At 65.2% G+C, this 22,692-nt stretch carries 24 protein-coding genes and 1 pseudogene; 4 read left to right on the forward strand and 21 right to left on the reverse strand.

All coding sequences use genetic code 11. The annotated features are described in order from the left end of the window. Window position 1: 1 nt before the first annotated feature. The 11 genes from AVKW3434_RS13860 to AVKW3434_RS13910 form a co-directional block, all read right to left on the reverse strand. Window positions 2-283, reverse strand: a complete 282-nt coding sequence (locus AVKW3434_RS13860; protein WP_284406310.1) for a VirB3 family type IV secretion system protein — start codon at window positions 281-283, stop codon at window positions 2-4. Beyond that, window positions 280-612, reverse strand: a complete 333-nt coding sequence (locus AVKW3434_RS13865) for a TrbC/VirB2 family type IV secretion system protein (protein ID WP_284406311.1) — start codon at window positions 610-612, stop codon at window positions 280-282. The genes AVKW3434_RS13860 and AVKW3434_RS13865 overlap by 4 nt, the downstream gene beginning before the upstream one ends. After that, window positions 609-1,643, reverse strand: coding sequence for a P-type conjugative transfer ATPase TrbB (trbB, locus tag AVKW3434_RS13870; protein ID WP_284406312.1), 1,035 nt, complete (start codon window positions 1,641-1,643; stop codon window positions 609-611). Before trbB ends, AVKW3434_RS13865 begins: the two co-directional genes overlap by 4 nt. Continuing rightward, window positions 1,640-2,149, reverse strand: coding sequence for a CopG family transcriptional regulator (locus tag AVKW3434_RS13875; protein WP_284406313.1), 510 nt, complete (start codon window positions 2,147-2,149; stop codon window positions 1,640-1,642). Before AVKW3434_RS13875 ends, trbB begins: the two co-directional genes overlap by 4 nt. Continuing rightward, complete coding sequence (locus tag AVKW3434_RS13880; protein WP_284406314.1) at window positions 2,146-4,149, reverse strand: conjugal transfer protein TraG; 2,004 nt, start codon at window positions 4,147-4,149, stop codon at window positions 2,146-2,148. The genes AVKW3434_RS13875 and AVKW3434_RS13880 overlap by 4 nt, the downstream gene beginning before the upstream one ends. A 281-nt stretch (window positions 4,150-4,430) precedes the next feature. Then, the gene (locus AVKW3434_RS13885) at window positions 4,431-5,318 is read right to left on the reverse strand and encodes a LysR family transcriptional regulator (protein WP_284406315.1); all 888 of its coding nucleotides are present in this window, start codon (window positions 5,316-5,318) and stop codon (window positions 4,431-4,433) included. Window positions 5,319-5,450: 132 nt separating this feature from the next. Beyond that, window positions 5,451-5,816, reverse strand: coding sequence for a RidA family protein (locus tag AVKW3434_RS13890; RefSeq protein ID WP_284406316.1), 366 nt, complete (start codon window positions 5,814-5,816; stop codon window positions 5,451-5,453). A 2-nt stretch (window positions 5,817-5,818) separates the two neighbouring features. Then, the gene (locus AVKW3434_RS13895; RefSeq protein ID WP_284406317.1) at window positions 5,819-7,291 is read right to left on the reverse strand and encodes an FAD/NAD(P)-dependent oxidoreductase; all 1,473 of its coding nucleotides are present in this window, start codon (window positions 7,289-7,291) and stop codon (window positions 5,819-5,821) included. Then, window positions 7,288-7,605 carry a (2Fe-2S)-binding protein gene (locus AVKW3434_RS13900; protein ID WP_284406318.1) on the reverse strand — a complete coding sequence of 106 codons (318 nt, stop codon included), beginning with the start codon at window positions 7,603-7,605 and terminating at the stop codon, window positions 7,288-7,290. The genes AVKW3434_RS13895 and AVKW3434_RS13900 overlap by 4 nt, the downstream gene beginning before the upstream one ends. Beyond that, window positions 7,589-8,707, reverse strand: coding sequence for an NAD(P)/FAD-dependent oxidoreductase (locus tag AVKW3434_RS13905; RefSeq protein WP_284406319.1), 1,119 nt, complete (start codon window positions 8,705-8,707; stop codon window positions 7,589-7,591). The genes AVKW3434_RS13900 and AVKW3434_RS13905 overlap by 17 nt, the downstream gene beginning before the upstream one ends. 30 nt (window positions 8,708-8,737) lie before the next feature. Next, on the reverse strand, window positions 8,738-9,703 hold the full coding sequence (locus tag AVKW3434_RS13910; RefSeq protein WP_284406320.1) for a tripartite tricarboxylate transporter substrate binding protein: 966 nt from the start codon (window positions 9,701-9,703) through the stop codon (window positions 8,738-8,740). 184 nt (window positions 9,704-9,887) lie between these two features. Between AVKW3434_RS13910 and AVKW3434_RS13915 the strand changes: the two genes are divergently transcribed. Then, window positions 9,888-10,787 (forward strand): LysR family transcriptional regulator, encoded by a 900-nt coding sequence (locus AVKW3434_RS13915; RefSeq protein WP_284406321.1) that lies wholly within the window; start codon window positions 9,888-9,890, stop codon window positions 10,785-10,787. Between the two features lie 18 nt (window positions 10,788-10,805). On the opposite strand, the gene AVKW3434_RS13920 is transcribed toward AVKW3434_RS13915, so the two are convergent. Then, window positions 10,806-11,714, reverse strand: a complete 909-nt coding sequence (locus tag AVKW3434_RS13920; RefSeq protein ID WP_284406322.1) for a LysR substrate-binding domain-containing protein — start codon at window positions 11,712-11,714, stop codon at window positions 10,806-10,808. Between the two features lie 111 nt (window positions 11,715-11,825). Between AVKW3434_RS13920 and AVKW3434_RS13925 the strand changes: the two genes are divergently transcribed. From AVKW3434_RS13925 to AVKW3434_RS13935, 3 genes are read left to right on the forward strand one after another with little or no spacing between them, the layout of a single operon-like run. Then, the gene (locus AVKW3434_RS13925; protein ID WP_284406323.1) at window positions 11,826-13,166 is read left to right on the forward strand and encodes an MmgE/PrpD family protein; all 1,341 of its coding nucleotides are present in this window, start codon (window positions 11,826-11,828) and stop codon (window positions 13,164-13,166) included. Between the two features lie 46 nt (window positions 13,167-13,212). Continuing rightward, entirely contained in the window at window positions 13,213-14,217 is a 1,005-nt protein-coding gene (locus tag AVKW3434_RS13930) for a Bug family tripartite tricarboxylate transporter substrate binding protein (protein WP_284406324.1), read from the forward strand. Window positions 14,218-14,241: 24 nt separating this feature from the next. Continuing rightward, window positions 14,242-15,846, forward strand: a complete 1,605-nt coding sequence (locus tag AVKW3434_RS13935) for an amidase (RefSeq protein WP_284406325.1) — start codon at window positions 14,242-14,244, stop codon at window positions 15,844-15,846. Between the two features lie 128 nt (window positions 15,847-15,974). Here the strand turns inward: AVKW3434_RS13935 and AVKW3434_RS13940 are convergent, their stop codons facing one another. The 9 genes and pseudogenes from AVKW3434_RS13940 to AVKW3434_RS24285 form a co-directional block, all read right to left on the reverse strand. Next, window positions 15,975-17,999: a DUF3363 domain-containing protein gene (locus AVKW3434_RS13940; protein ID WP_349816837.1), complete on the reverse strand. Its 2,025-nt coding sequence runs from the start codon at window positions 17,997-17,999 to the stop codon at window positions 15,975-15,977. A 297-nt stretch (window positions 18,000-18,296) separates the two neighbouring features. Then, entirely contained in the window at window positions 18,297-18,830 is a 534-nt protein-coding gene (locus AVKW3434_RS13945; protein ID WP_284406326.1) for a S26 family signal peptidase, read from the reverse strand. Beyond that, a complete protein-coding gene (locus AVKW3434_RS13950; RefSeq protein ID WP_284406327.1) occupies window positions 18,827-19,345 on the reverse strand; it encodes a DUF2840 domain-containing protein in 519 nt (172 codons plus the stop codon). The genes AVKW3434_RS13945 and AVKW3434_RS13950 overlap by 4 nt, the downstream gene beginning before the upstream one ends. Next, window positions 19,342-19,605, reverse strand: a complete 264-nt coding sequence (locus AVKW3434_RS13955) for a ribbon-helix-helix protein (RefSeq protein ID WP_284406328.1) — start codon at window positions 19,603-19,605, stop codon at window positions 19,342-19,344. Before AVKW3434_RS13955 ends, AVKW3434_RS13950 begins: the two co-directional genes overlap by 4 nt. Next, on the reverse strand, window positions 19,602-20,237 hold the full coding sequence (gene parA, locus AVKW3434_RS13960; RefSeq protein ID WP_284406426.1) for a ParA family partition ATPase: 636 nt from the start codon (window positions 20,235-20,237) through the stop codon (window positions 19,602-19,604). Before parA ends, AVKW3434_RS13955 begins: the two co-directional genes overlap by 4 nt. Before the next feature lie 345 nt (window positions 20,238-20,582). After that, window positions 20,583-21,401 (reverse strand): annotated as a pseudogene (locus AVKW3434_RS13965) (replication initiator protein A); the annotation flags it as partial. Window positions 21,402-21,421: 20 nt separating this feature from the next. Further along, entirely contained in the window at window positions 21,422-21,718 is a 297-nt protein-coding gene (locus tag AVKW3434_RS13970; protein WP_284406330.1) for a helix-turn-helix transcriptional regulator, read from the reverse strand. Between the two features lie 92 nt (window positions 21,719-21,810). Next, window positions 21,811-22,350: a DUF2285 domain-containing protein gene (locus tag AVKW3434_RS13975; protein WP_284406331.1), complete on the reverse strand. Its 540-nt coding sequence runs from the start codon at window positions 22,348-22,350 to the stop codon at window positions 21,811-21,813. Then, complete coding sequence (locus AVKW3434_RS24285; protein ID WP_502869083.1) at window positions 22,268-22,690, reverse strand: transcriptional regulator domain-containing protein; 423 nt, start codon at window positions 22,688-22,690, stop codon at window positions 22,268-22,270. Before AVKW3434_RS24285 ends, AVKW3434_RS13975 begins: the two co-directional genes overlap by 83 nt. Window positions 22,691-22,692 lie beyond the last annotated feature (2 nt).

A 22,692-nucleotide genomic window follows, 5' to 3' on the forward strand; every position in this document is an offset into this window, starting at 1 on the left:
CTCACACGTCCAGCAGTTGCCGGTGCTTGATGTGCCGCGCGAAGACCTGCATGAACTGCGGGTCCACGCGGGCGCCCCAGACAGCGAGTGAGTGCCCGACGATCCACAGTGCGATGCCGGGCAGCCAAAGCTGCAGGCCCAGTCCGACCGCTGCGGCCAGCGTGCCATTGGCGATCGCCACGGTGCGCGGCGCCCCGCCCATCAGGATCGGCTCGGTCAACGACCGATGCAGGAGCACTTCGAAGCCGGGCGGCCCCGAGGTGTTGGCAGCCGAGGTGTTCATGCCAACACCGCTCCGCCCGTGAAGCTGAAGAAGGTCAGGAAGAACGAGGAAGCCGCGAACGCGATGGACAGACCGAAAACGATCTGGATCAGCTTGCGGAAGCCTCCAGAGGTGTCGCCGAACGCCAGTGCCAGCCCGGTGGCGATGATGACGATCACCGCGACGATGCGCGCCACCGGCCCCTGGATCGAATCGAGGATGGATTGCAGTGGTGCCTCCCACGGCATGCTGGAGCCAGCCGCGTGCGCTGGCAGCGCAACGGTGAGCAACACCGCCGCAGCAACGGTGGCGACCAGAAGCGGTTTTACGGATGTACGCAGGTTCGTCATGTTGGTTCTCCTGTGGATGACGGGTTGGGGGAAATGGGAGGAAAGCCCGGCCCGAGCGAGGTGTCGAACTGGTATCCATGGCTGTTGAAGCCGAGGACGCGTGCGATTTCGCGCACGCGGCGCGCGCGGCCGCGGCCGGCAATGAAGACTATGACGTTGACCGCCTCGGCGATGAGGGCGCGCGGGACGGTGATGCTCACCTCCTGCACGAGCTGTTCGAGCCGCGTGAGCGCACCCGCGGCGGAGCCGGCGTGCACGGTTGCGATGCCGCCCGGATGCCCGGTGCCCCAGGCTTTGAGCAGGTCCAAAGCTTCGGCGCCGCGCACTTCGCCGACGACGATCCGGTCCGGCCGCAGCCGCAGGGTCGCGCGCACCAGGTCGGCCATGGTGCTCACGCCGGGCTCGGTGCGCATGCCGACGTGGTCGTCGCTGCGGCACTGCAGCTCCACCGTGTCCTCGAGGATCAGCACGCGATCGCGCGTCTCTACGATCTCGTCGAGCAGCGCGTTCGCGAGCGTCGTTTTGCCCGTGCTGGTCCCGCCTGCGACGACGATGTTCAGCCGGTCGTGCACCGCCGAGCGCAGGAATGCCGCCTGCTCGGCCGTCATCACGCCGTCTTCCACATAGCGCGCGAGATTCATGATGCGCAGCGCGCGCTTGCGAATAGCGAACGAGGGCGCCCGCACGACGGGGGGCAGCACACCCAAGAATCGCTCGCCGGTCTCAGGCAGCTCGGCTGAAAGGATCGGTGCACCCGGATGCACCTCCGTGCGAACGTGCGCAGCCACGAGCCGGATGATCCGTTCGGCCACCGGTGCAGGGAGCGCGGTGCCGGTCGGCGCGCGGCCACTGCCGAGACGGTCCACCCACAGCGATCCATCGGGGTTCAGCAGCACTTCAACGATCTCCGGGTCGTCGAGCGCTGCCGCGATCTCCGGCCCCATCGCCGTGCGCAGCATGCGGATGCGGCGGGCGGCGGATTCACCGCCGTCGCCCACGCCTCCGCCCTGAGCGATGTTGATGGGCCTCATGGTCTTTCTCCTTCACTGGACATGGCTGGGTCGTCTCCATGAATCGCGCCGTCGGAGGAAGTCGGCTGGTGGCCTTCACCTGTTTGCTGTGCCGGTGCAACCGGCTCGATCTCTTGATGAATCTCGCGAACCAGGCTGCGGCCGCGCTGGATGTGGCGGGCCAGCTGCTCGATGAACTGGACATAGCGGGCGCGACCCTGGGCGCGCATGGCCTCCTGCTGGTGTTCGGGTACCGGCAGCGCCACGGTCAGGTAGTGGCGCAGGTACAGGGCGACGGTCTCGATCAGCACGCCCTGGTCGCGTTCCAGACGGTCGAACTGCCGCGAGAGGCGGTCCAGGCGTTTGGCCAGGGCCGCCTCGCGCTGGTCCTCGCCATCCGGCGAAAGGAAGGACGCCAGTGCCGCCGCGATCACGGCGGACTTCGAAACGCCCTTGTGCGCGGAAACCTGGTCCAGGCGCTTGGCGTGCGCCGGCTCGATGAAGATGTTCAGGCGTGTGCGGCTCATAGGGCGATCCCGTCGTCAGGGTCCATGGCGGCGAGACGTGCGCTGCGAGTGAGCTGCCGGTCCACGTCCTGCGGACGCAGTGGCATGTCGTCCTCATCGTCGAGCACCAGCAGACCATCGTCGGCCGGAAGGATCGGCGTGTCGGGGGTCACTTCGAGCTCGGGCTTGAACTGGTGGCCTCCCTCGTCGGCAAAGCCTTCTTCTTCGCCACCGGACGAAGATTCGGTCGCTACGAGCGGAGCCAGCCCGCTCCAATCGTCGGAGCGCGGTGCAGGTCGGTCCACATAGACACCTGGTGCCAGCACCGGTGGCGGCAGCACCCGCGCAATGAAGTTCCGGTCCTGGTAGTAGCGGAGCTTCTTCGCCTTGATCGGCGGATGGCCGGAAACCATCACCACCGAGTCATCGGGCGGCAACTGCATCACTTCGCCCGGCGTGAGCAGCGGCCGCGCGGTCTCCTGCCGGGAAACCATGAGGTGCCCGAGCCAGGGCGCCAGCCGGTGGCCCGCGTAGTTGCGCTGCGCGCGCAATTCAGTACCGGTGCCCAGTGCCTCTGAGATGCGCTTGGCCGTGCGCTCGTCGTTGGTGGCGAACGCGATGCGCACGTGGCAGTTGTCGAGGATCGAATGGTTCTGGCCATAGGCCTTGTCGATTTGATTCAGGGACTGCGCGATCAGGAAGGCGCGCAGGCCGTAGCCCGCCATGAAGGCCAGCGCGGACTCAAAGAAGTCCAGCCGTCCCAGCGCCGGGAACTCGTCGAGCATCAAGAGCAGCTTGTGCTTGCGCGCGATGCCGTCCGAGCCGTCGAGTGATTCGGTCAAGCGCCGGCCGACCTGATTGAGGATGAGACGGATCAGCGGCTTGGTGCGGCTGATGTCCGAGGGCGGCACGACCAGGTAGAGCGACACCGGGTGCTCGGCGGAGATCAGGTCGGCGATGCGCCAGTCGCAGCGTGACGTGACTTCGGCCACCGTGGGGTCGCGGTAGAGGCCCAGGAAGCTCATGGCGGTGGACAGGACGCCGGATCGCTCGTTGTCGCTTTTGTTGAGGACTTCGCGGGCGGCTGACGCAACGACGGGATGCACCCCATCTTCTCCATCTCTACCCAGGTGCTTGGTCGTCATCATCCGATGCAGCGTCACCTCGAAAGGGCATGCCGGGTCGGACAGGAAGTTGGCAACGCCACGTAGCGTCTTGTCCTCGCTCGCGTAGAGCACGTGCAGGATCGCACCGACGAGTAGTGCATGGCTGGTCTTCTCCCAGTGATTGCGGCGTTCCAGCGCGCCTTCCGGGTCAACCAGGATGTCGGCGATGTTCTGCACGTCGCGGACTTCGTGCATGCCGCGTCGCACTTCGAGCAGCGGGTTGTACGCTGCGCTCTTGGCGTCGGTCGGGTTGAACAGCAGGCAGTGGCTGAAGCGTGTGCGCCAGCCTGCCGTCAGATTCCAGTTCTCGCCCTTGATGTCGTGGATCACGGCCGACCCGGTCCAGGACAGCAGCGTGGGGATGACGAGACCGACACCCTTGCCTGAGCGCGTGGGGGCGAAGACCATCACGTGCTCCGGGCCGTCGTGGCGCACGTACGCGACGACCTTCCCAGCTAACTTGCCCAGGAAGACGCCCGTAGCCCGGATCAGTCCGGCCTGCCGGATCTCATCTGCATCGGCCCAGCGGGCGGAACCGTAGGTTGTGACCCCCTTGGCAAGACGGGAGCGCCAGACGGCCATGCCGATCGCCGCGCCCGTAGCGAGCATCCCGCTCGATGCCGCGATGGTGCCGCCGCGAAGGAACACGTCGGGTGCGTAGGCATCGTAGAAATACCACCACTCGAAGAGCTTCCAGGGCCCGTAGACCGGTACGCCGGAAATATCAAACCATGCGGCTCCGAGCCGCGGTTGATAGCCCAGCGCATGAGCCGTCCACTGTGTTGCCGACCACACGCCGCCGAAGGCCACACCCAGTACAACGCAGATCTGCCCGAAAAGGATGCCTGTGGGCATCGTTCACCCCCTTCACGTCTTGGTTCCGTCTTTGTTTGCGTCCTGGTTCCAGCACGCACGTGCCGCAGCGGCACAAGTGCTTGAGTCTGGAATCGGATCGTCGCGATGCACACCCAACAGGGCGTGGCGCGGCGTACGCTGGCGGGTACGTGAAAACGCAGGTGGCTGGCCCGATCACCGCGGCCTGAAGGCCGTCGAGCCTGCAGCATTGCAAAGCATGAGCGGCTTGTCCAAGGCCGATGGCGCGACGCATCGTTGCAGTACAGCTGGCCTTGTAACGATCAGTGAAGCGTCTTGGCGTAGGTCACGAAGCGTTGCAGCTGTTCAGGCAGGCCGAAGCGCTGGTGCTTGTGAAGCACCCAGGTGATGATGTGCTCGTCTTCTTGGAGCGGTACCGCGACCACGTCGGTACGGTGCAAGGTGGCGGCATGACCGGCATCTGCCAAGCCGACGCCCATGCCGGCGGCGACGCGTGTGACGTAGCCGGCCAGGCTGCTCGCTTCGCCCGTGATCGTGAGTTGCGTTCGATAGCGCCGCACGATGTCCCGCATCTGCTGCACCAGGCCCGGCTGCCGGTCGGCCCTGCATGAGATCAAAGGGAAGGCCAGAAGGTCGGCCAGCGCCACCTTCTCCAGGGACGCGAGCTCGTGCCCAAACGGCAGCATAGCCACCAGCGGGTAATTCCAGGCCGGCTCCTGAGCGATGGCCTCGTTTTCGGGCAAACCGAAAGATACGCCGGCATCGATCTCTTCGCGCCGCAACGCGGTGGCAAGTTCATCGGCGCTCATTTCGGCTAACTCTAGTGGCGTCTCTGGCGCTAGTGCTTGCCACCCGGTGAAACATTCGGACAGCTTGGGCTGGGCTATGCCGTCCGCAATGCCGATGCGAAGCGGAGCGCGATGGCGGGCATTGGTCGCGCGCACAACGCGTCGCGTGCGTTCAAGTCGGATAAAGAGGTTGTCGGCTTCTTTGAGCAGACGTGCACCGGCGGGAGTGAGGCGCAGCTTGCGTGGCATGCGAATGAAGAGCAGCACACCAAGTTGATCCTCCAGATCGCGGATGGTGCGCGACAGCGGCGTCTGGTCGATATGGATGCGCTCGGCGGCTCGGCGGAAGCTGAGTTCTTCGGCAACCGCGATGAAATAACGAAGGTGGCGTAGTTCGATCATTAGCGCATTGCCGAGCGGCCTTCTCTCCGACTACTGCGCAGGCGCGATGGCACTTTTTTGTCGCCGCATAGGCGTGTGGGTAGCACGAACGCAAATCAGGCGAAACAACCACCGAGGCGAAAGTCCGAATAACTAAGTCAAAGCCGCAACAGCTGTCATTTCCACGCGCAGGCTGGTAGTGGCAAGCGCTGCTTCTATGGTCGTGCGCGCAGGTGCGGCCGCTTGTTTGCCTTCGAGCCATGCCTCCCATACCGCGTTCATGCCAGCGAAATCCGCAATCTCGCGCAGGTAAATGGTGACGGTGAGCAAACGCGTCGCGTCGGTGCCCACCTCAGCCAGCAGTGCATCAATGCGCGACAGCACTTCCGTGGTTTGGCTGGCGATGTCGGCCTCTGCAGCCGCGCTGCCTTTGGCAGTCTGGCCGCAAAGATATGCAACCCCGCCGTGTATCACGATCTTGCTGATGCGAGCGTTGGAGTGATGGCGTTGGATGTCCATGTTCATTTCTTGGTTGATGCATGCAAAGAGGCGGCAGATGGTTCGGCAAGCGCAGCAAGCGAGCCCAGGCGTACCGGTTTGAGCGGGGCACGTACGCGATAGGCGCCGACGTCGCCAGGTGCGCGGTTGAGCGTCTTAGCAAGCACCTGCGTAACCGTGATGCCGCACATGCGGCCCTGGCAAGGGCCCATGCCGCAGCGGCTGAAAAATTTGGTCTGGTTCGGGCCCTCACAGCCCAGCTTGGCCATTTCGCGGATGCGGCCGGCCGTGACTTCTTCGCAGCGGCAGACCAGCGTTTCATCCGGGCAATCGACCAGCCACTCGGGCGGACGGTACAGCGCATCCAGAAACGGTCGGATGACGGTTTGCGCGGCAAGTTGTCGGCGCCACGGAAGGGCTCGGCGGTCGACTTGTGCGGCATCGAGCTTGCCCATCGCAAGGGCTGCACCCAGGGCCGCGATGGCGCCTCGCGCTTCGGCGGCATGCGCACCACCGATGCTGCTGCCGTCACCGGCGAGGCGAAGCCCGGCAAGCGATGTGTTTCCCCAGGCGTCGACGACCGGCTGCCAAGTCAGTTGGGCATCGCTCCACACGTGATCCACCCGAAGCAGCCGGCTGATCTGGGTGTTGGGCACCACGCCGTGGTGCAACAGGACCACTTCGGCTTGCAATCGGTGGTTCTTGCCTTGGCTGGTGAAGCTGACCGTCTCGACACGCTGCTGGTCAGACGAAGCCTCGAAGCGGACCGATTCGGCATGCATGAAATGCGGCACGCGCGCGCGCCGCAGTTGCCACAGCATGCGTAGACCCTTGGTCAGCATGCCTGGCGCACGCAATGCCGACAAGGCATGCGGCATGGCCCGTGCGCGGTTAGATGCGGGGGAGGTATCGACAATACCCGCCACCCGCGCGCCCGCCTTCAGAAGCTGGCAGGCCACCAGCAGCAGCAGCGGCCCGTTGCCGACGAGCACGACGGCGCCGGACGGGACCTGCCCGGCGGTCTTTAGGGCGATCTGCGCCGCGCCAGCGTTCATCACACCGGGCAGGGTCCAGCCGGGAATGGGAGAGGGCCGTTCGATCGCGCCGTTGGCCACCAGCAGTTGCGGCGCACGCAGGGCAAACGACCGGCCGGCCTTCTGCGCTGTCACGGTCAGGTCGCGGCTGATGTCCCACGCCAAGGTGTCGTGGTGCACCTCGACACCCGTGACGACAAAGCGCCGCACGAGGTCGCCGCCGTGGCGGTAGTCCGCGCCCAGCAGTGCCGAGATGGTGGGCGGTGCCACCGACACGTTGCGGTAGATCTGGCCACCGGCGCGCGGCTGCTCGTCGAGCACGACGGTGCGCAGGCCGGCATCCATGGCGGTGATGGCAGCGGACATGCCCGCCGGGCCGGCACCGATGATGACCAGGTCGTGGGTAAAACCGTTGCCTTCAACGGAGACTGCCGCCGCTTCGCGGGTGCTCAAGCTGTTCATGCCGTCTCCTCGTTTTCAATGCGGCGGGCACCCGTCGGCAGGCGCACCTGCATGCCGTTCTCCACCTCGACGAGGCACGACTGCACGTTCTGCGAGCCGTCCACTTCGATGAGACAGTCGAAGCAGACGCCCATCAGGCAGAGCGGCGCCCGCGGTGCACCGGAAACCGATGTACGACGAAACGGCACCACGCCTGCGCCGAGCAAGGCGGTGGCCAGGGTCTGGCCTTCCCGGGCTTGGATCGCACGACCCTCGACGTGGATCACGATGCTTTTGCGCTGCTCCGCAGCGGGTAGGTCAATGGGCTTGAACATCGAAGCGCTCCGCTTTGAATCCCTGGATTTCCGTCGGCTCCGCGCCGCCACGCATCCACTCGACCAGAGGGCCTGCGTGGACGGGCGCCAGCGTGATGCCGCTGTGGCAGGTCACCACGAACGCGCCGGGGCATTGGGTGGACTGTTGATAGATGGGGTAGCCGTCCGGGCTCATCACCCGCAGGGCGCCCCAGGTGCGGACCACATTGGCGTCAGCCAGCATCGGGAAGGTGCGGGTGGCCCGGGCCGCAATGCGCGCCAGTTCGCCGTGGGTGGTGCCGTCGTCCATGCCGACTTCTTCCTTGGAGTCGCCGATCTGCACCACGCCCTCGCCGGTCTGGCGCACGTAATGCGTCGGGTGGAAAAGAAAGGGCTGCATGCGCTCGGTCACTAGGATCTGGCCGCGCACCGGGCGCACCGGCGCGTCAAGACCCACCTGTGGCGCCAACTCCTTGTTGGCCAAGCCGGCGGCCAGCACCACCCGGCCCGCCGTGTAGGTCTGGTCACCCGCCTGGACCTTGAACTGGTCGGCCTCATGTTCGATCTTCTCCACATGCACGCCGCTGATCAACCGGCCGCCGCGAGCGTGGAAGCCCTGCACCAGGGCGCGCAGCGTGCGCAGCGGGCTGACGTGGCCGTCCAGTGGGCAGTACACGGCGCCGACCACATCGGGGCCGATCGCCGGGGTCAGCTTGCGCAGTTGGTCGTGGTCCAGCACCTGGTACGGATAGTCCATGCCTAGCTCCTGACCGAGGGCGTCGAGCTTGCGGGCATGGGCGACCAGCGTTTGCTGGTCGAAGCTCATCGCCAGGCCGCCGGGCTGCTGCAGTTCGACGTCCACGCCGGTGAGCGACAGCAGGTCGTCGGCAAGCGCCTGCCAAGCCTTCGCAGACCGCATCGTCCAGCGCGCGTAGCCGGGTCGGCCCAAGCCCTTGTTCTGCACCCACACCAAGCCGAAGTTGCCTCGCGAGGCCCGGAAGGAGCTATCGCTCCCGTCCAGCACGCAGACCGAGTCGCCGGCCCGGGCCATGCCCAAACCGATCGACATGCCGACGACACCCCCGCCCAGGATGAGGGTGTCGAATTCATTTCTACTGCTCATGCATGTCTCCGCATAGTTCGATGAGTCCGGTCACTCCGGCTTGATGCCGCGATCCTTGATGACCTTGGCAAACTTTGCAGCCTCGGCTTGCACGAACTTGCCGACTTCCGCGGGCGTCTTGCCGGTGTCCGGCTCGATGCCCAGCGCGATCAGCTTGTCGTGGAATTCCGGCGTTGCGACGATCTGGCGGATCGTGGCGTTGAGCTTGTTCACGATCTCGGGCGGCGTGCCTGCTGGCGCCTGGATGGTTTCCCAGGCCACCAGTTCGTAGCCCGGCAGGCCAGACTCGGCGATGGTCGGGATGGTGGGCACCGCCGACACGCGCTTGGCGCTGCTCACGGCGATGGCCCTGAGCTTGCCTTGCTTCACCAAGGCATTGGATGCGGCCACGGTCGGCATCATCATCGTGACTTGGTTGCCCATCACATCGACCAGCGCCGGGCCGGTGCCCTTGTACGGCACGTGAATCATTTCCGCGCCGGCCATCGACAGCAGAAGTTCGGATGCGATGTGCCCCGCGCTGCCAGCGCCGTAGCTGGCGTACGGCAGTTTGCCGGGCTGGGCCTTCGCAAGCCCGATCAGCTCGGGCAACGATTTCGCCGACACCTCGTTCGGCGTCACCAGCATCAGCGGAATGATGCCCAGCAAGGCGACTGGCGCGAAATCGGTGTCGATGTTGTAGCTGAGCTTCTGCAGCGCCGGGTTAATGGCGAACGACGACGAGACCGACAGCAGCGTGTAGCCGTCGGCCGGCTGGCTGCGCAAGTACTGGGTGGCGATGACGGTATTTGCGCCCGCCTTGTTATCCACCACGACTGGCTGACCCAGCTTGGCGCTCAGAGCGGTGCCTAGCATGCGCGCCGTGGCGTCCGAAGAGCCACCCGGCGGGAAACCCACGATGAGCCGGATCGGCCGGTTGGGGTAGTTTTGAGCTGTCGTCTGCGCCTGGAGGGCGGGGGCGACCGCCAGCAAACCGAACACGGCGGCGGCTGCCACGCGGCGGGTCAAAGGCACGGCCAAAGAACTTTTCGACAGAGATATTGTGTTCACGTCATCGATTCCTGATAAGGGTTGGGGGCGGCCGTTTGGTTGTGCTTCCTGCAGGGATGGCTGATTGTTGGACGGAGCGACATCAATAACAATTCAATATCGGTACTCTACTTATGTTTGAATGTTATGTATGAAGCCCAGCCTGAATCTTCGACAAGTCGAGTCCTTCTATTCCGTCATGCGCACGGGCACTGTGGTGGGGGCGGCGCGACTAATGAGCGTCAGCCAGCCGGCAGTCAGCCGCTCGATCGGTCTGCTGGAACTTCGCATTGGCTACAAGCTTTTTGAACGGCGCGGCCGGCGGTTGGTGGCGACGCCGGAAGGCGATGCGCTTTACCGCGAGATCGAACCCATCTACGGCAGCCTGGACCGCATCGCTCAGGTGGCGATGGACATCGGCGAGACACGAGCGGGCGCTTTGCGAATCGCCTGCCTGCCGTCCTTGTCCCAATCCTTGTTGCCGCGGGCGCTGGCGCGCTTCCTGGCGACGCGGCCCAACGTGTCGGCGTACGTGCAGAGCCTGCCATCGCGGCAGGTGGCCGACCAAGTGGCGACGCGGCAATTCGACGTGGGCTTGATCGAGCTGCCCTTGTCGCGTCCCGCAATTTCGGTTGAGCCTCTGGAGCCCTCGACCTCGGTCGCGGTGATGCCGGCCACGCACCGCCTGGCTGGCAAGCGCCAGCTCTCGGTGAAGGACCTGGACGGCGAGCGCATGGTGCTGCTGTCGCAGCACAGCTTCCTACGCTACCAGATTGACGATCTTTTCTCGCGCTCCGGCGTCAACCCGAGGGTAGTGCTTGAGACGCCGCATTCGGTGATCGCTTGCGGCATGGTGGCAGCCGGCCTGGGCATCACGCTGGTGTCGCGCTGGGCGGCAGCGTCCTTTGTCGGGCCGAACGTTGTGGTGCGTCCGATTAAGGAAGAAATGACGTCGCGGTCTGCACTGATTTTTCCTTTTCCTGGCAGCAGGCTGGCGCTGGCCGAAGCGTTCGCCAAGGATTTGAAGGAAGAAATCCGCAAGGCCGGATGAGGGGCGTGCCGCTGCCGATCAGTCGGCCGAAGAGGCCGCCTGCATCTGCTCGGCCAGCATTGCCTGGAACTCATCGGCCAGCACCATGGGCACGGCTCCTTCAGCTCGCAGGCATGCGTACTGCGACTGCAATGGCTCCTGGAAGGGCCGCTGCACGATGCGCACGTCGCCGTGCGGCGAGGGCGTCCAGGCGGACACGAGCCCGATGCCGGCGCCTTCCGCCACTAGAGCGCACACAAGCGGCGAGGTTGGCGTTTCGGCGACCACCTGAGGCGCGATGCCCTGACGGTTGAAGGCGTCGTCGATCTGGTAGCGAAGGTAGCTTTGGGGAGACGGCAACACCAGCCGCTCGCCGTCCAAGTCCCTCAAGGACAACGCGACGCGGCTCGCAAGGCGGTGATCGGCTGGCAAGACCGCCACGATTGGAGCGGGTGGCAAGGGCTGGACATTCACGCCCGACTTGGACATAGGCAACTCCACAACACCCAGGTCGAACTGACGGGTCGCTACCAAGTCGGCGATCTGGGTCGAGGGCAATGTCTGAATGAAGATGCGGACTTGTGGCCGGGTCGCCAGGAACTTGGAGACGACCGCAGGCACGAGCCATTGAGCGAGGGCGGGCAGGGTGGCCAGCCGTAAGGCGCCTGCACGGTGATGTCGGATGTCGTAGGCCACCTGCGTGATGCGCTCGATGCCCACATAGAGTTGCTCGACTTCGCGGTAGAGCGCCTCGGCCTCTGATGTCGGCAACAGCCGCCGGCCCTTGCGCTGGAACAGGTCGTAACCCAGGCGAAGTTCCAGCAACGCGAGCGTACGGCTGACGCCGGGCTGGGTGACGTTGAGCAGCTTGGCCGCACCCACAACGCTGCCGGAAATCATCACCGCCCGGAACGCCTCGATGTGGCGCATGTTCATTTCTATCTTCATCTATACCTCCAAGGCATAAGCAGGACCTCGCTTGTCACTGTACTGACACGGATTGCGAATTTAGCATCCGAGTTCCATTGAATAATTTAGAAATGCGAGCGTGCAAGTCGTATGCCAAAACGTAATGAATCAGGAGCTACTGCGTCGGTCGCGATCCAATTGGGTCGCCACGCGGCGGGGCTGGACGCCCGTCGCTTCGGACCCGAGACGAGGGACGCAGTGTTACGTTGCGTGCTGGACGCCATCGCCAGCGGGGCGGCGGGGCTCGGACAACCTGGGGTAACGGCGGCGCGAATGGTTGCACCGCTGCTCTACGGCCCCGGCGTCGCGCCGCTTTGGTTCGGCGGTGGAACTGGCTCTGTAGGCGCGGCCGTGCTTGCCAATAGCACCGCCACGGCCGCACTCGACCTGGACGACGGCTACCGGATGGCAAGGGGCCACCCCGGCGCAGCGGTGATCCCTGCAGCGCTGGCAATGGTGTCCGCCTTGCCGCACATCTCGACCGACGACTTCGTCGCCGCCGTGGTCGCTGGCTACGAAGTAGGTGTGCGTCTAGCGGCCGCCCGTTCGACCTACGCGCCTTCTGGTGCATGGTCCGGTTTCGCCGTCGTCGCTACCGTAGGGCGGATGCTGGGTGTCAGCGCCGATGTCATCGCTCAGGCCCTTGCCATCGCGGCACAAACGGCCCCCGCATTGCCCGTATTGGCGGGCATCGCCGGGTCTGATGTAAAGGAAGGCATACCGGCTGGCGTCGTCTCCGGATGGTCCGCCCTGCAACTGGCGATGGCCGGGTTCACCGGGCCGACCGCGGTTCTGGACGACGCGCATTTGTTCGACGCGCAGGCCGCGTTGCACAACCTGGGTGGAACACCGCTCATTGGCGGCACCTACTTCAAGGCATTCGGGTGTTGTCGTCACATCCATGCACCACTGGAAGCCGTGCTGCACCTGCAGGCCTTGCATGGGCTAACGGCCGATGACATCTCCGGCATCGAGGTGCTTACCTATCGGGCGACCTTCAACCTGAGCAACAAACCAAGCCCGGAAACGCTCGTAGAGGCGCAGTACAGCGTGCCCTACTGCCTGGCCCTGTGCCTGCTGCGCGGCGCCGATGCGCTGGTGCCTCTGAATCCCGGGCAGCTCAACAACGCCAAGGTACGCGAAATGGCCGGGCGCATCGTGGTCACCCACGATCCTGCCATCGAACCGCTGTTTCCCGGGCGCTCGCCAGCGCGTGTGATTGTCACCCTGAGGGGCGGCCAGCGGCTCGAGTCTCCGCTAACTGATCCCCGCGGCGATCCCGATCGCCCGCTCTCCACGGCGCAGCTGGAACGCAAGTTGCGCATCGCCACGCGCGACACCCTATCGCCCATCGTCCAGCAGGCGCTGTTGGACGGAGTTTCAGCGCTGCGCGCCGGAGAGCGGGGGCCTTTGCTGGCCGCTTTGAGCTGAAGAAGCAAAGAGCTAAGAATTTTTCAACCCGTTGAAGGTACCAACCATGAGCATTATGAAAATTGAAGCAACGATGCGTCGGCGCACCCTCGTCTGCACTGGCTTGTCGGCGGCCGCGGTGCTCGCGGCGCCTGCCTTCGCGGACAACTTCCCTTCGAAGCCGATCCGGCTCATCGTGCCCGCGCCTCCCGGCGGGGGCACCGACGGCGTGGCACGCCTGACCGCCCATGCGCTGACCGAATCAGTGGGCTGGACATTCGTTCCTGACAACCTTCCCGGCGCCGGCGGAAACATCGGCTTCGACACAACGTTCAAGGCCGTTAAGGACGGCTATACGCTGGCGATGGGCGAATCCAGCAACATGGTCATCAACCAGTTCCTCTATGGTCGCATTCCTTTCAACATCGAAAAGGACATGCAGCCAGTGGCACTGATCGCGCGTGTGCCCATGGTGTTGGTCGTTTCCTCCAGCGGCCCCTACAAGTCAATGAACGGACTGGTGGAGGCGGGCAAGAAGCGTTCACTGTCTTTCGCATCGTCGGGTAACGGCACGCTGGCCCATCTCGTCGGCGAGTTGTGGAAACGCAGGGCCGGCGTGGACATGCAGCACATCCCTTATCGTGGCGCCGCGCCGGCGATGACGGACCTCATCGGCGGTCAGGTCGATCTGGCCTTCACATCAATACCGGTCGCGATGCCCATGATCCGGGGCGGCAAGGTACGCGCGCTGGCGGTTATGGCCGGCGAACGCCTTCCTCTACTGAACGATGTGCCCACTATGGCCGAGGCTGGATACAAGGACATGGAAGCCAGTGTCGTCTGGGGAATGGTCGGCCCGGCGGGAATGCCGCCCGCGGTGGTGAGTCGCATTAACGCGGAAACCAACAAAGCGCTGCAACGGCCGGCGGTGGTGCAGCAACTCGTCGCGATGGGCGCAGAGCGCACGCCGGGGAGCTTCGGTGGCGATCCCGAGTCATTCGCCAAGGTCCTGCGCGAAGAGCGTGCCAAGTGGGCGCCTGTGGTCAAAGCCTCAGGCGCCACTGTCGATTGAGCCGCCATGAAAGACACACCTACCATGTACAAGCGCCTCAACCTTTCGAACCGATGCAGCAGGGCGGTAGTCCTGCTGGTCCTGGCCGCGGTACCTGTCTTGGCTACATCAGGGATGCCACCCGAGCGGATCGTGGACATGGGCCTGTCCGACCTGCGTGTAGCGCTGGACCGCGGCACTATCTCCTCGGCCGAGTTGGTAGCGGCCTACCTCGAACGTATCGCCGCTGTTGATCAGCCTGCTGGCGGAGTGCATGCAGTGCTGGCCGTCAATGGCAAGGCCATGGAGCAAGCGAGGGCCTGGGACATTCGTCGCGGCCAGCAGGGCGGAGGCCAGGCCAGCGCCCCGTTGGCGGGCATACCTTTCCTAGCAAAAGACAATTTCGATGCCGTTGGTTTGCCCAACACTGGGGGCTCGCTAGCACTCGCGCAGTCGATGCCTGCCAGCAACGCCTTCGTCATTCAGAAGCTTCTTGACCAGGGTGCCATCCTGCTGGGCAAGACCAACCTGTCCGAGCTAGCGGCGTCATACGGTTGGTACGGCTACAGCGCCGTAGGGGGCCAGACCCTCAACCCGTTCAACCCCCTGCGCACTGCAGATGGTTCCAGCAGTGGTTCGGCCGCCGCGGTGGCCGCGAAGCTTGCGCCCTTTGCTCTGGGAACCGATACGACGGGCTCCATCCGTGGGCCTGCCAGCGTCACCGGCACCGTCGGCATGCGTTCCACCATGGGTTTGGTGAGCCGCGCCGGCGTGATTCCGATGTCACTCACAGCCGATGTTGCCGGAGCCATCACCAGGACTGTCGAAGACCAGGCCATCGTGCTCGACGCCATTCAAGGGGAGGACAAGAACGATGCATCCACCAAGGGCGCGGCGCGGCCTCAAAGGCCGCTGTCAAGCGGACTCTCTGGAAGTTCGCTTGCGGGAAAAGTCATTGCCGTCATCGACAACTTCGATGGAGCGAACCCAGAGGTCGACGCCGTCAAACAGAACGCCGTCGCCGCTATGCAGAAGGCCGGTGCGCGTGTCGTCAGTATCCGCCTTCCTAAGGTGTTTGAAACGTTGCAACCGGCTGTTCTGGGGCCCATCGGCGCTGCAGAGTTCAAGCCGCAGTTCGAAACCTACCTGTCCGGATTGCCCGCCGGCCAGCCGAGAGACTTGCGCGAATTCATGAACCGTCTGGACACGCTCACCGACAAGGGCACTCGGGCAATCAACCCAGGGCGCTACAAGGGGCTCATTGAAAACCTGGAGACTAGAGCGACGGACTCGCCGGAGTACATCCAACTGCTGAGTGTGGTGATCCCTTCACTCAAGCGCGAACTGAGCGGTTTCATAGAGGCGGGCCGGTACGACGCGCTGTTCTATCCGACGATCGGGTGCACGGCGCCAGTGGTGCCTGGCAAGGCCGATCCGGGGTTCGTCTGCAAGGCCTACGCGTACGCCGCTGCGAAGATCGCTTCGGCGACGGGTTTTCCGGAGGTGACGGTCAACGGAGGCGTGGCGGCCGGAAACTTACCGGTTGGCGTGTCATTCTTGGGCAAGGCGGGAGACGACGCCAAAGTGCTGGAGATAGCATTTGCGTTTGAACGGGTACATGGCGCAACGGCACCACGTAAAGCAAACTGATCTACACGGAGAGCCGGAACGCCGGAATGTTCTCGTTGACGCCTCCGGCTCTACCCTGTGGCCCGTCCAGGCATAGCCCAGTTGAGATGACGATATCTCGGACAAGTACATGAAAATGAAGCATGCGATCACCGATACCCGGGAAGATCCTTTCGGCGCTGAAGCTGCCAACTTACCGACGAACCGTGCACAACCGCCGATACGTTTTTTCCTCGCCAGTTTTCAACAACCGGACGCCAAGGCACGAGGCTAAATCCCATGCCATCGTCGAGCAGGGCGAAGCGACCGCTGGCGAGCTGGATGGACTTTGAATAGACGCCGCAAGCATGTTGGCCGTCTTGCAACGGTCGGTAGGTATGGCCTGTTTGGGCCTGCAGTGATTCGCCCAAGGTAGACAGTTCACGGTCGCGTAGCGTACTTAGCAGGTTGCGCGCAAGGCGCACGCGCTGGCCAAGACGCTCCGCCAGCCCTTGTTCCGCTAGAAAGCCTACGCGCGACTGCATCGCGTCGCGCACTTGAGCGCCGAAGCCTTTGTTTGCCACACTGCCATCTAGCAGCAGATTGCGGTCCAGCCATGTCGCCCCGATAGCGCGCACCTGCTGCTCTACGGATAGGGCCGAGCGCAGGTCGATTATCCAGCCCGCCGCTTTCCGCGCATCGTGCTGCTGCGCTCTCTGCATCAGATCGGCCGGAATCTTCCAGACGCCCTCCGCCACACGTTCCACTACACCGGTGCGCCTCAGGGCTTCGAGCCGGCGCACGTGGGTTTCGACAGCGCCCTGCGGATCGCGATCTCCGGCCTCCCTCAGTTGGGCCAGATAACTCGTCGTGCTGTATGTGCCGTTCTTCGAAGCCCCCAGGATGTTGCGATCCACTGCCTTCTCCTGTCCCGGTTGCTTGGCCTCCACGATGGCATGCACCGGAAGTTCGGCTAGGTCGGCGTTAGCGGGCAATTTCAGGTAGTGCGCTCGACCGTCGATGCCATCGACCACCAGATAGCCGCGATCGTTCAGTTCGTCGGCCAACCCCTTGCCGACGATGCGCCCAATCACCGGCATGGCGGTGGCAGCCTCCGTGTGCACCACGAGCTCACGCGGCAGACTCTGGAGCGCACGGCGCATCGTGTACAGCGCGTCCTCGCGTTCGCCCATGGCGTTGAGCGTGACCGCCATGCTCGGATCGAGCTTCCACCGGTTCGCATCCACCCGCTTGGCCAGCCCCATGCCTTCGAGCCGCTGCAGCCGTGCCCGCAACACGTTCTGGCGCTGCTGATTCGGTGAGCTGCGCGTCAGGTCGATATCGTCAACACCAGCCTGCCTTATCAGCGCCCGGTCGAGGCCGGTGAGCCGCTGCTGGTCCACCTCGCGCAGCAGGCTCTGCCGCATCTCTACCTCGGTGCGAGGCCCCAGCCACTCGGTGGCGATCTCGCTGGCTCGGATGCGCATTCCATGCGCCATGTAATCCGGGGCGATCACCAGATCCTCCTTGCTGGCGGAGCGCCCGTTCAACACGACGTGTGTGTGCGGGTTGTCCGTATCCCAGTGATCGACGGCAACCCAGTCCAGCCGGGTCTCCAGGTCGATCTCCAGTCGTCGCATGAGCTGGCGGGTGAAGCCCTTCAGGTCTTCCAGTTCCAGCCCATCCTCGGGCGAGACGATGAAGCGGAACTGGTGGCGGTCGCCCTGGCCGCGTTCCTGGAACGCCTTGAGGTCCGCTGCATCGGTATCCTGGCCGTAGGCCTGGCCCTTTTGCCCATCGCGGGTGACGCCGTCGCGCTCGATGTAGCGCAGGTGGACGGCCACGGAGTTTGGGCTGGCGCGACGGAGTACCACGAAGCGGCTCTTGATGATGACGCGCCGGGCGTTGGCGCCCAGGCGCCGGCCGGCCATGGTGGCTGCGACACGGCCCCGGCCGAAGGTGTTGGCGGGCCGTCCGGCGTTTTTGCCGGAGCGCTTGGCGCCGGCCTTCGACACCTCCTTGAGCACCTGCGAGATGAAGCGCTGGGAGCCTGGCCCGGCGCGCGACTTCGGCGCCGCAGGCTTGACGCGAAAGCGGTCATCGTCACGTCCGGCCACGGCGAAGCCCCGAGCGCACCACGGAGCATGCCATCGCAAACGGCACGCGGCAAACGCCGCGGCGATGCGGGTTCCCATGTCGGCAAGGCACACGCGAGACCCCTCGCGGTGCCACCGCAAACCCACGTGCAGACTGGCTTTCGGGGGCACGGCGTGCCACCCCCTTTATCTGGCCCTCCGTCTCCGCCTTCCGCATCCGCTCCCGGCTCCGACCTGCCGCCAGCGGCGCACCGGGTGCGCAGCGCTGCTCGAAGGGCAGCGGCAATGCAGCCCGTGCTGCACGCTGGCGGCGGGACCCCTGCACGATGGAGTGCAGCGCGGGCGCATGCCCGGCTGCAGTCTGGAGGCATCTTTGGTGATGCGATGAGGCAGATCTCATGGCGTGGTCCATGTCCACAGGGGTCGCGCGATGCCGAGCACGGCAGACGTCGCGATGGGACCGAAGTAGCGGCTGTCGAAAGACGCCGGGTTCGTGTCGCTGAGCAGGAACAGTTCGCCGCTGGCAAGGGGGCGGCATTGCCGCCAGACGTGCAGTTGTCGGCGCGCGCCGTCATGTGTGCGTGCGGTCGCAGCCACTGCGCCATCAATCAGCACGACCTGTTGCCGAACGCACACCGACTGCGGAGCAATGGCGCCAATGCGCTTAAGGATCGGGAAGCCGTTCGGCAGGTAGCGGCGTTGTCCTGCGAACGCTGCCACGTCGACAGGAAGCCGGGCCAGCACGATGCCGCTGACGTGCAGCGCAGCTGCGCTGTCGATGCTGCCGACCTGGTACCAGCCGCGCGGCACACTGTCCGTCGGGTTGTAGACCAGGAACACATGTTCATGCACCGACGCCGGCATGAAGGCCGGCGCGCACAGCGCAGCCAAGCTAATGCCCATGGCGGCAAAAAGTACCCGCCGGCTCATCGCAGCGCCCCGCGCGCAAGATGCGCCGCATGGCGCTCGCTGGTGTAGTCCGGCAGCGGCTGGCGTGCAGCCAGCCGGTTGCCAACGGTGTGCCAGTACGTAGCGGCAACCGCGGCCGGTTCAATGCCGAGTGCTTCGATGGCGTCGATCACTTCGAGCACCGCCTTGACCTGCTGCTCGCCATCGGCGCGCAGCAGGATGCGTGCGCCAGGCACTACGCCGGCGATGCGCTGTGCGCCATCGAACGGCATCGGTGCTTGCAGCACCATGAGCTGCCAGAGTGCCGTGCCGTAGTCGTTGCCGATCCATTTGACGCGACAGCACACCGCATTGGGCTCGAAGATTGCCACGCGCCGCCATCGGTCGAGCACCGTCTCGCGCACCGGCTGGCCGAAGCGCAGCCAGACGTTCACGCGATGCTCGACGAAGGCGAGCGAAACGCGCATAGGGGTAGGCCGTGGCGGCAGCGCTGCGTGTGGCCAGGTCTGCGCGGCAATGGGCGACGGGTGCGTCATGACTGGCCTCCACCGTATTCGCGCTCCAGCAGCTCGCGCAGCATTTCGGCCGCCGTGACGCCACGTTCGAAGGCGATCACCTTGATGCGGCCCCGCAGCACCGGCGTCACGTCGATGGTGAGGCGCGCGGTGAAGATCGACGCCTTCGCGACGTTCTCCGGTGTATCGGCCTGGCGCACCCAGGTCGAGGCCGGGTCGGCGGCAGGTTTGCGCCCGATGGATGCCCGCTTCGGTGTTGAAAATGACGCTGAACCCGTCATCGCAGCATCTCCTGCACTGCCTGCGCCAATGCCGCGATCTCGCGCGCGGCGGCGCACTTCGGTGCGGCCTCGCATGCGAGCCGGCCGGCGGCCACGCTGTCGGCGAACACGATGCGCTGCGAGACTTCGGTCTGCAGCGCTGCAAAGGGCTGATCGGCCAGAGCGGCGCGCGCTTCGCGGCCGATTACCGTGCCGACCACACGCCGGTTGATCACGAAGGCCGCGCGAAGCTGCGGCCTGAACACCCGGGCTTCGGCAATGAGCATCATCATCTCGTGGCTGGCCCACACGTCGTAGGCGCTGGGCTGGACGGGGATCAGCACCAGGTCGGCGGCCAGCAGCGCGGAGCGCGCAAGGGCCGCCACGCGGGGCGGCCCGTCTATCACCACGTAATCCGCCTCCAGGGCGATCTGTGGCGCCTCCTGGTGCAGCGAGTCCCGGGCCAGCCCGAACACGCCGTAGAGCCGTCCCTGTCCGTTTTGAAGGCGCCGTTGCGCCCAGTCAAGGGCCGACCCCTGCGGATCGGCATCCAACAGCGTCACGCGGCTTCCCGCCATCGCCAGTTCGCCGGCCAGGTGCGTGGCGAGCGTCGTCTTGCCCGCACCGCCTTTCTGGTTGAGCAACGCAATCACCTTGCCGGGCCGGTCTTGTCTTCCTGGCAAGCGGTTTTCGGGTGTTCGGACTGCCTTCAGCGAGGCACTGCCCGCTTTTTGGGCAGCTTCGGTTCGCGCGCGTGACTTCCATTTATGTATCCCTTTAGATGTTTAGGGAGGCCCGAAACCATTGCTGGACGCGGGTTGCGGACCGTTTTGCGCCGGTGATTCACCGATGTTTGCGCCGGTGATCACCCGAGTCGCGCGCCGGTGATCCACCGAGCCCGTCCCCATGAAATCCACAGGTTCTTCAACAGAAGCTGTGGATAAGTCTCGGTCGACACGAGAAGTGGATAAGTCGGTCTTAGGGCAGTTGTCGATGCGAGGGTGAAACGCCAACCACTCGATTCCGCCGCTGCGTTCGATGGACAGGCGGTAACCGGGCAGCGCCTGGCGCAATGCGAGACCACGCACGTGCGCGGCGAAGTCCCGGGAGCGCTGGAGCGCGCCAGACTTCAAGTAAAGGTGCCGCATCTCGAAACGCCAACCATTGGGCTGCCGCCCGCCGTGCTTGCGCACGAGCCGGTACAGCCAGCGTTCGATGCCGCCTGAAAGCCGGAAATACGTGGGATCGAGCGTGAGCACGAGCGCTTCCTCCATCACGCCGGTGAAGAACCAGTCGGCCAGGATCAGCTCGATGCCATCGGAGCGCCCATCCGGCCGGATGTACTCCTTCCATTCGTTGATCCAGGAGAAGCGGTGCACCCGCTTGCCGCCGTTCGGACGCTCGCGCTGGCGCAGCGTGGTGGCGACGGTGGTGGACTGCAGGCGGTCGAGCGCGGCGCGCAGCGCGAGGTAGTCGCTGCGACCGGTGCCCCGCTGCGCAAAGCGCAGGATCTCGTAGGGCGTAGCCACCATCAGCCGCGAGGGCGGGATGCCTTCTTTCTTGGCCTGGATGATCTGGCTGGCTGCCCAGATCAGCACGTCGGCGTCCCAGATGGTGGCGATGCCATGCTCGGGCACACCCTCTACGGTGAGCGAAATGCCACCAGCCTCGAAGCGGATCGGCACAATGCGCGGCGACTTGGCCAGCGAAAAGAAGGGGTAGGCCATCAGGTCCTGCGCATCACGCAGCGCCATACCGTCGTGCGGCAGCGCGCGGAACAGCGAGAGCTGTTCGCGTTCGCTCATGCGCTTGGACATGCGGCGTTGCCCAAAGTAGGTCAGCGGACGGAGTCGCGCTGCACGTAGCCCGGATCCGAGGTCATGCCGTAGGTGTGGCGGTCCGCCCAAGCGCGCAGATCGGCGGCGGCGTAGACCACGCGCGCCCCGAATTTGCGAAAGCGCGGACCGCCGCCGAGCACACGCTGCTTCTCCAGCGTGCGCGGCGACAGCCGCAGGAAGGCGCCGGCTTCGTCGGTGGTCAGAAACTCGGGATTGGCCGGCGCAGCCGGAACCGCAGCAGGCTGCGGCGCAACCGCTGGGGTCGTGCGGTGAGGAAACGAACTGCCAACTGCCATGACGGACTCCATCGCTGTGGATGAGCCGCAAACCATTCGCGGCCCAATGGAGGCAGTCTCGGGAATCAGGCCCGATCAAGGCAGGGAGAGATTCAGCGCACCGGCTCGTCTCCGGGGTGGTCTGCTGTTGTGTGCGGCACGCCGGCGAGAGCCAAATAGCCGCCGGTCGCGTATCCCTGCGCACGCCGCAGCAGGTGGCGCACCTGCGCGCGCAGGTCGCCATCCTCGTGCCACCGCAGGACGACGGCTTCGAGGCCGAACAAGGCTTGGGCGATGTCCCGGTGCGATGCGCCCGCCTGCGTGGCATCGAGCGCCTGCAGTGCGCGCAGATGCAGCAGCGCGGCGCGGGTGACCGCCCGCGCAGGATCGACCCGGGGCGCATGGCCTTCCAGGGCCTGTGCCTGCGCATGGAAGGCATCGAGCTGGCCCCGCAGGCGCGGCGTCAGCGGCACTGCGCTCACATAGGCAGCACCATCAGCCACGTTGCTCGCCAGCGACAAGCGCATGCGCCGTGCGCTGAGGTCGGCAGTGAGCGACAGGTCCGGGCCGTCAAGCGCCAGGCGCTTGCGGCCGGGAATGCGCCATAAGTCGAAACGGTTGGCTGCGGCGTCGTGCGCATGCGCGGCCCGCACCTGCAGCAATCCGTCCTGGAAGGACAGCCACAGCGGACGCGCAGAGCGCCCGTCGAGACCTGGATCTTCGGCGACATCGCAACCCCCAGCGGGCGAAGGACACTACGCGTCTGCGACGCACCCAATCCATGCCGTAGCCCGGGTGGCGGCGAAGGTACTCCCATGCGACGCCCGAGTCGTCAAGGTCCAGCACGTACAGATAGGCGGCGGTGAGGGCCCAGGGGGCGCGAGGCAGGTCTTCGGGGTTTAGCTTCGTCACAGGAATCCTCCTTAAATGAGGAAACCTGCCACAGGGGAGGGCGCGCAGGGTCGCTTTCGAAGCGACCCTGCATCGCGCCATCG

This window comes from Acidovorax sp. SUPP3434 (genome assembly GCF_030159015.1).
Taxonomy (GTDB): Bacteria; Pseudomonadota; Gammaproteobacteria; order Burkholderiales; family Burkholderiaceae_C; genus Paracidovorax.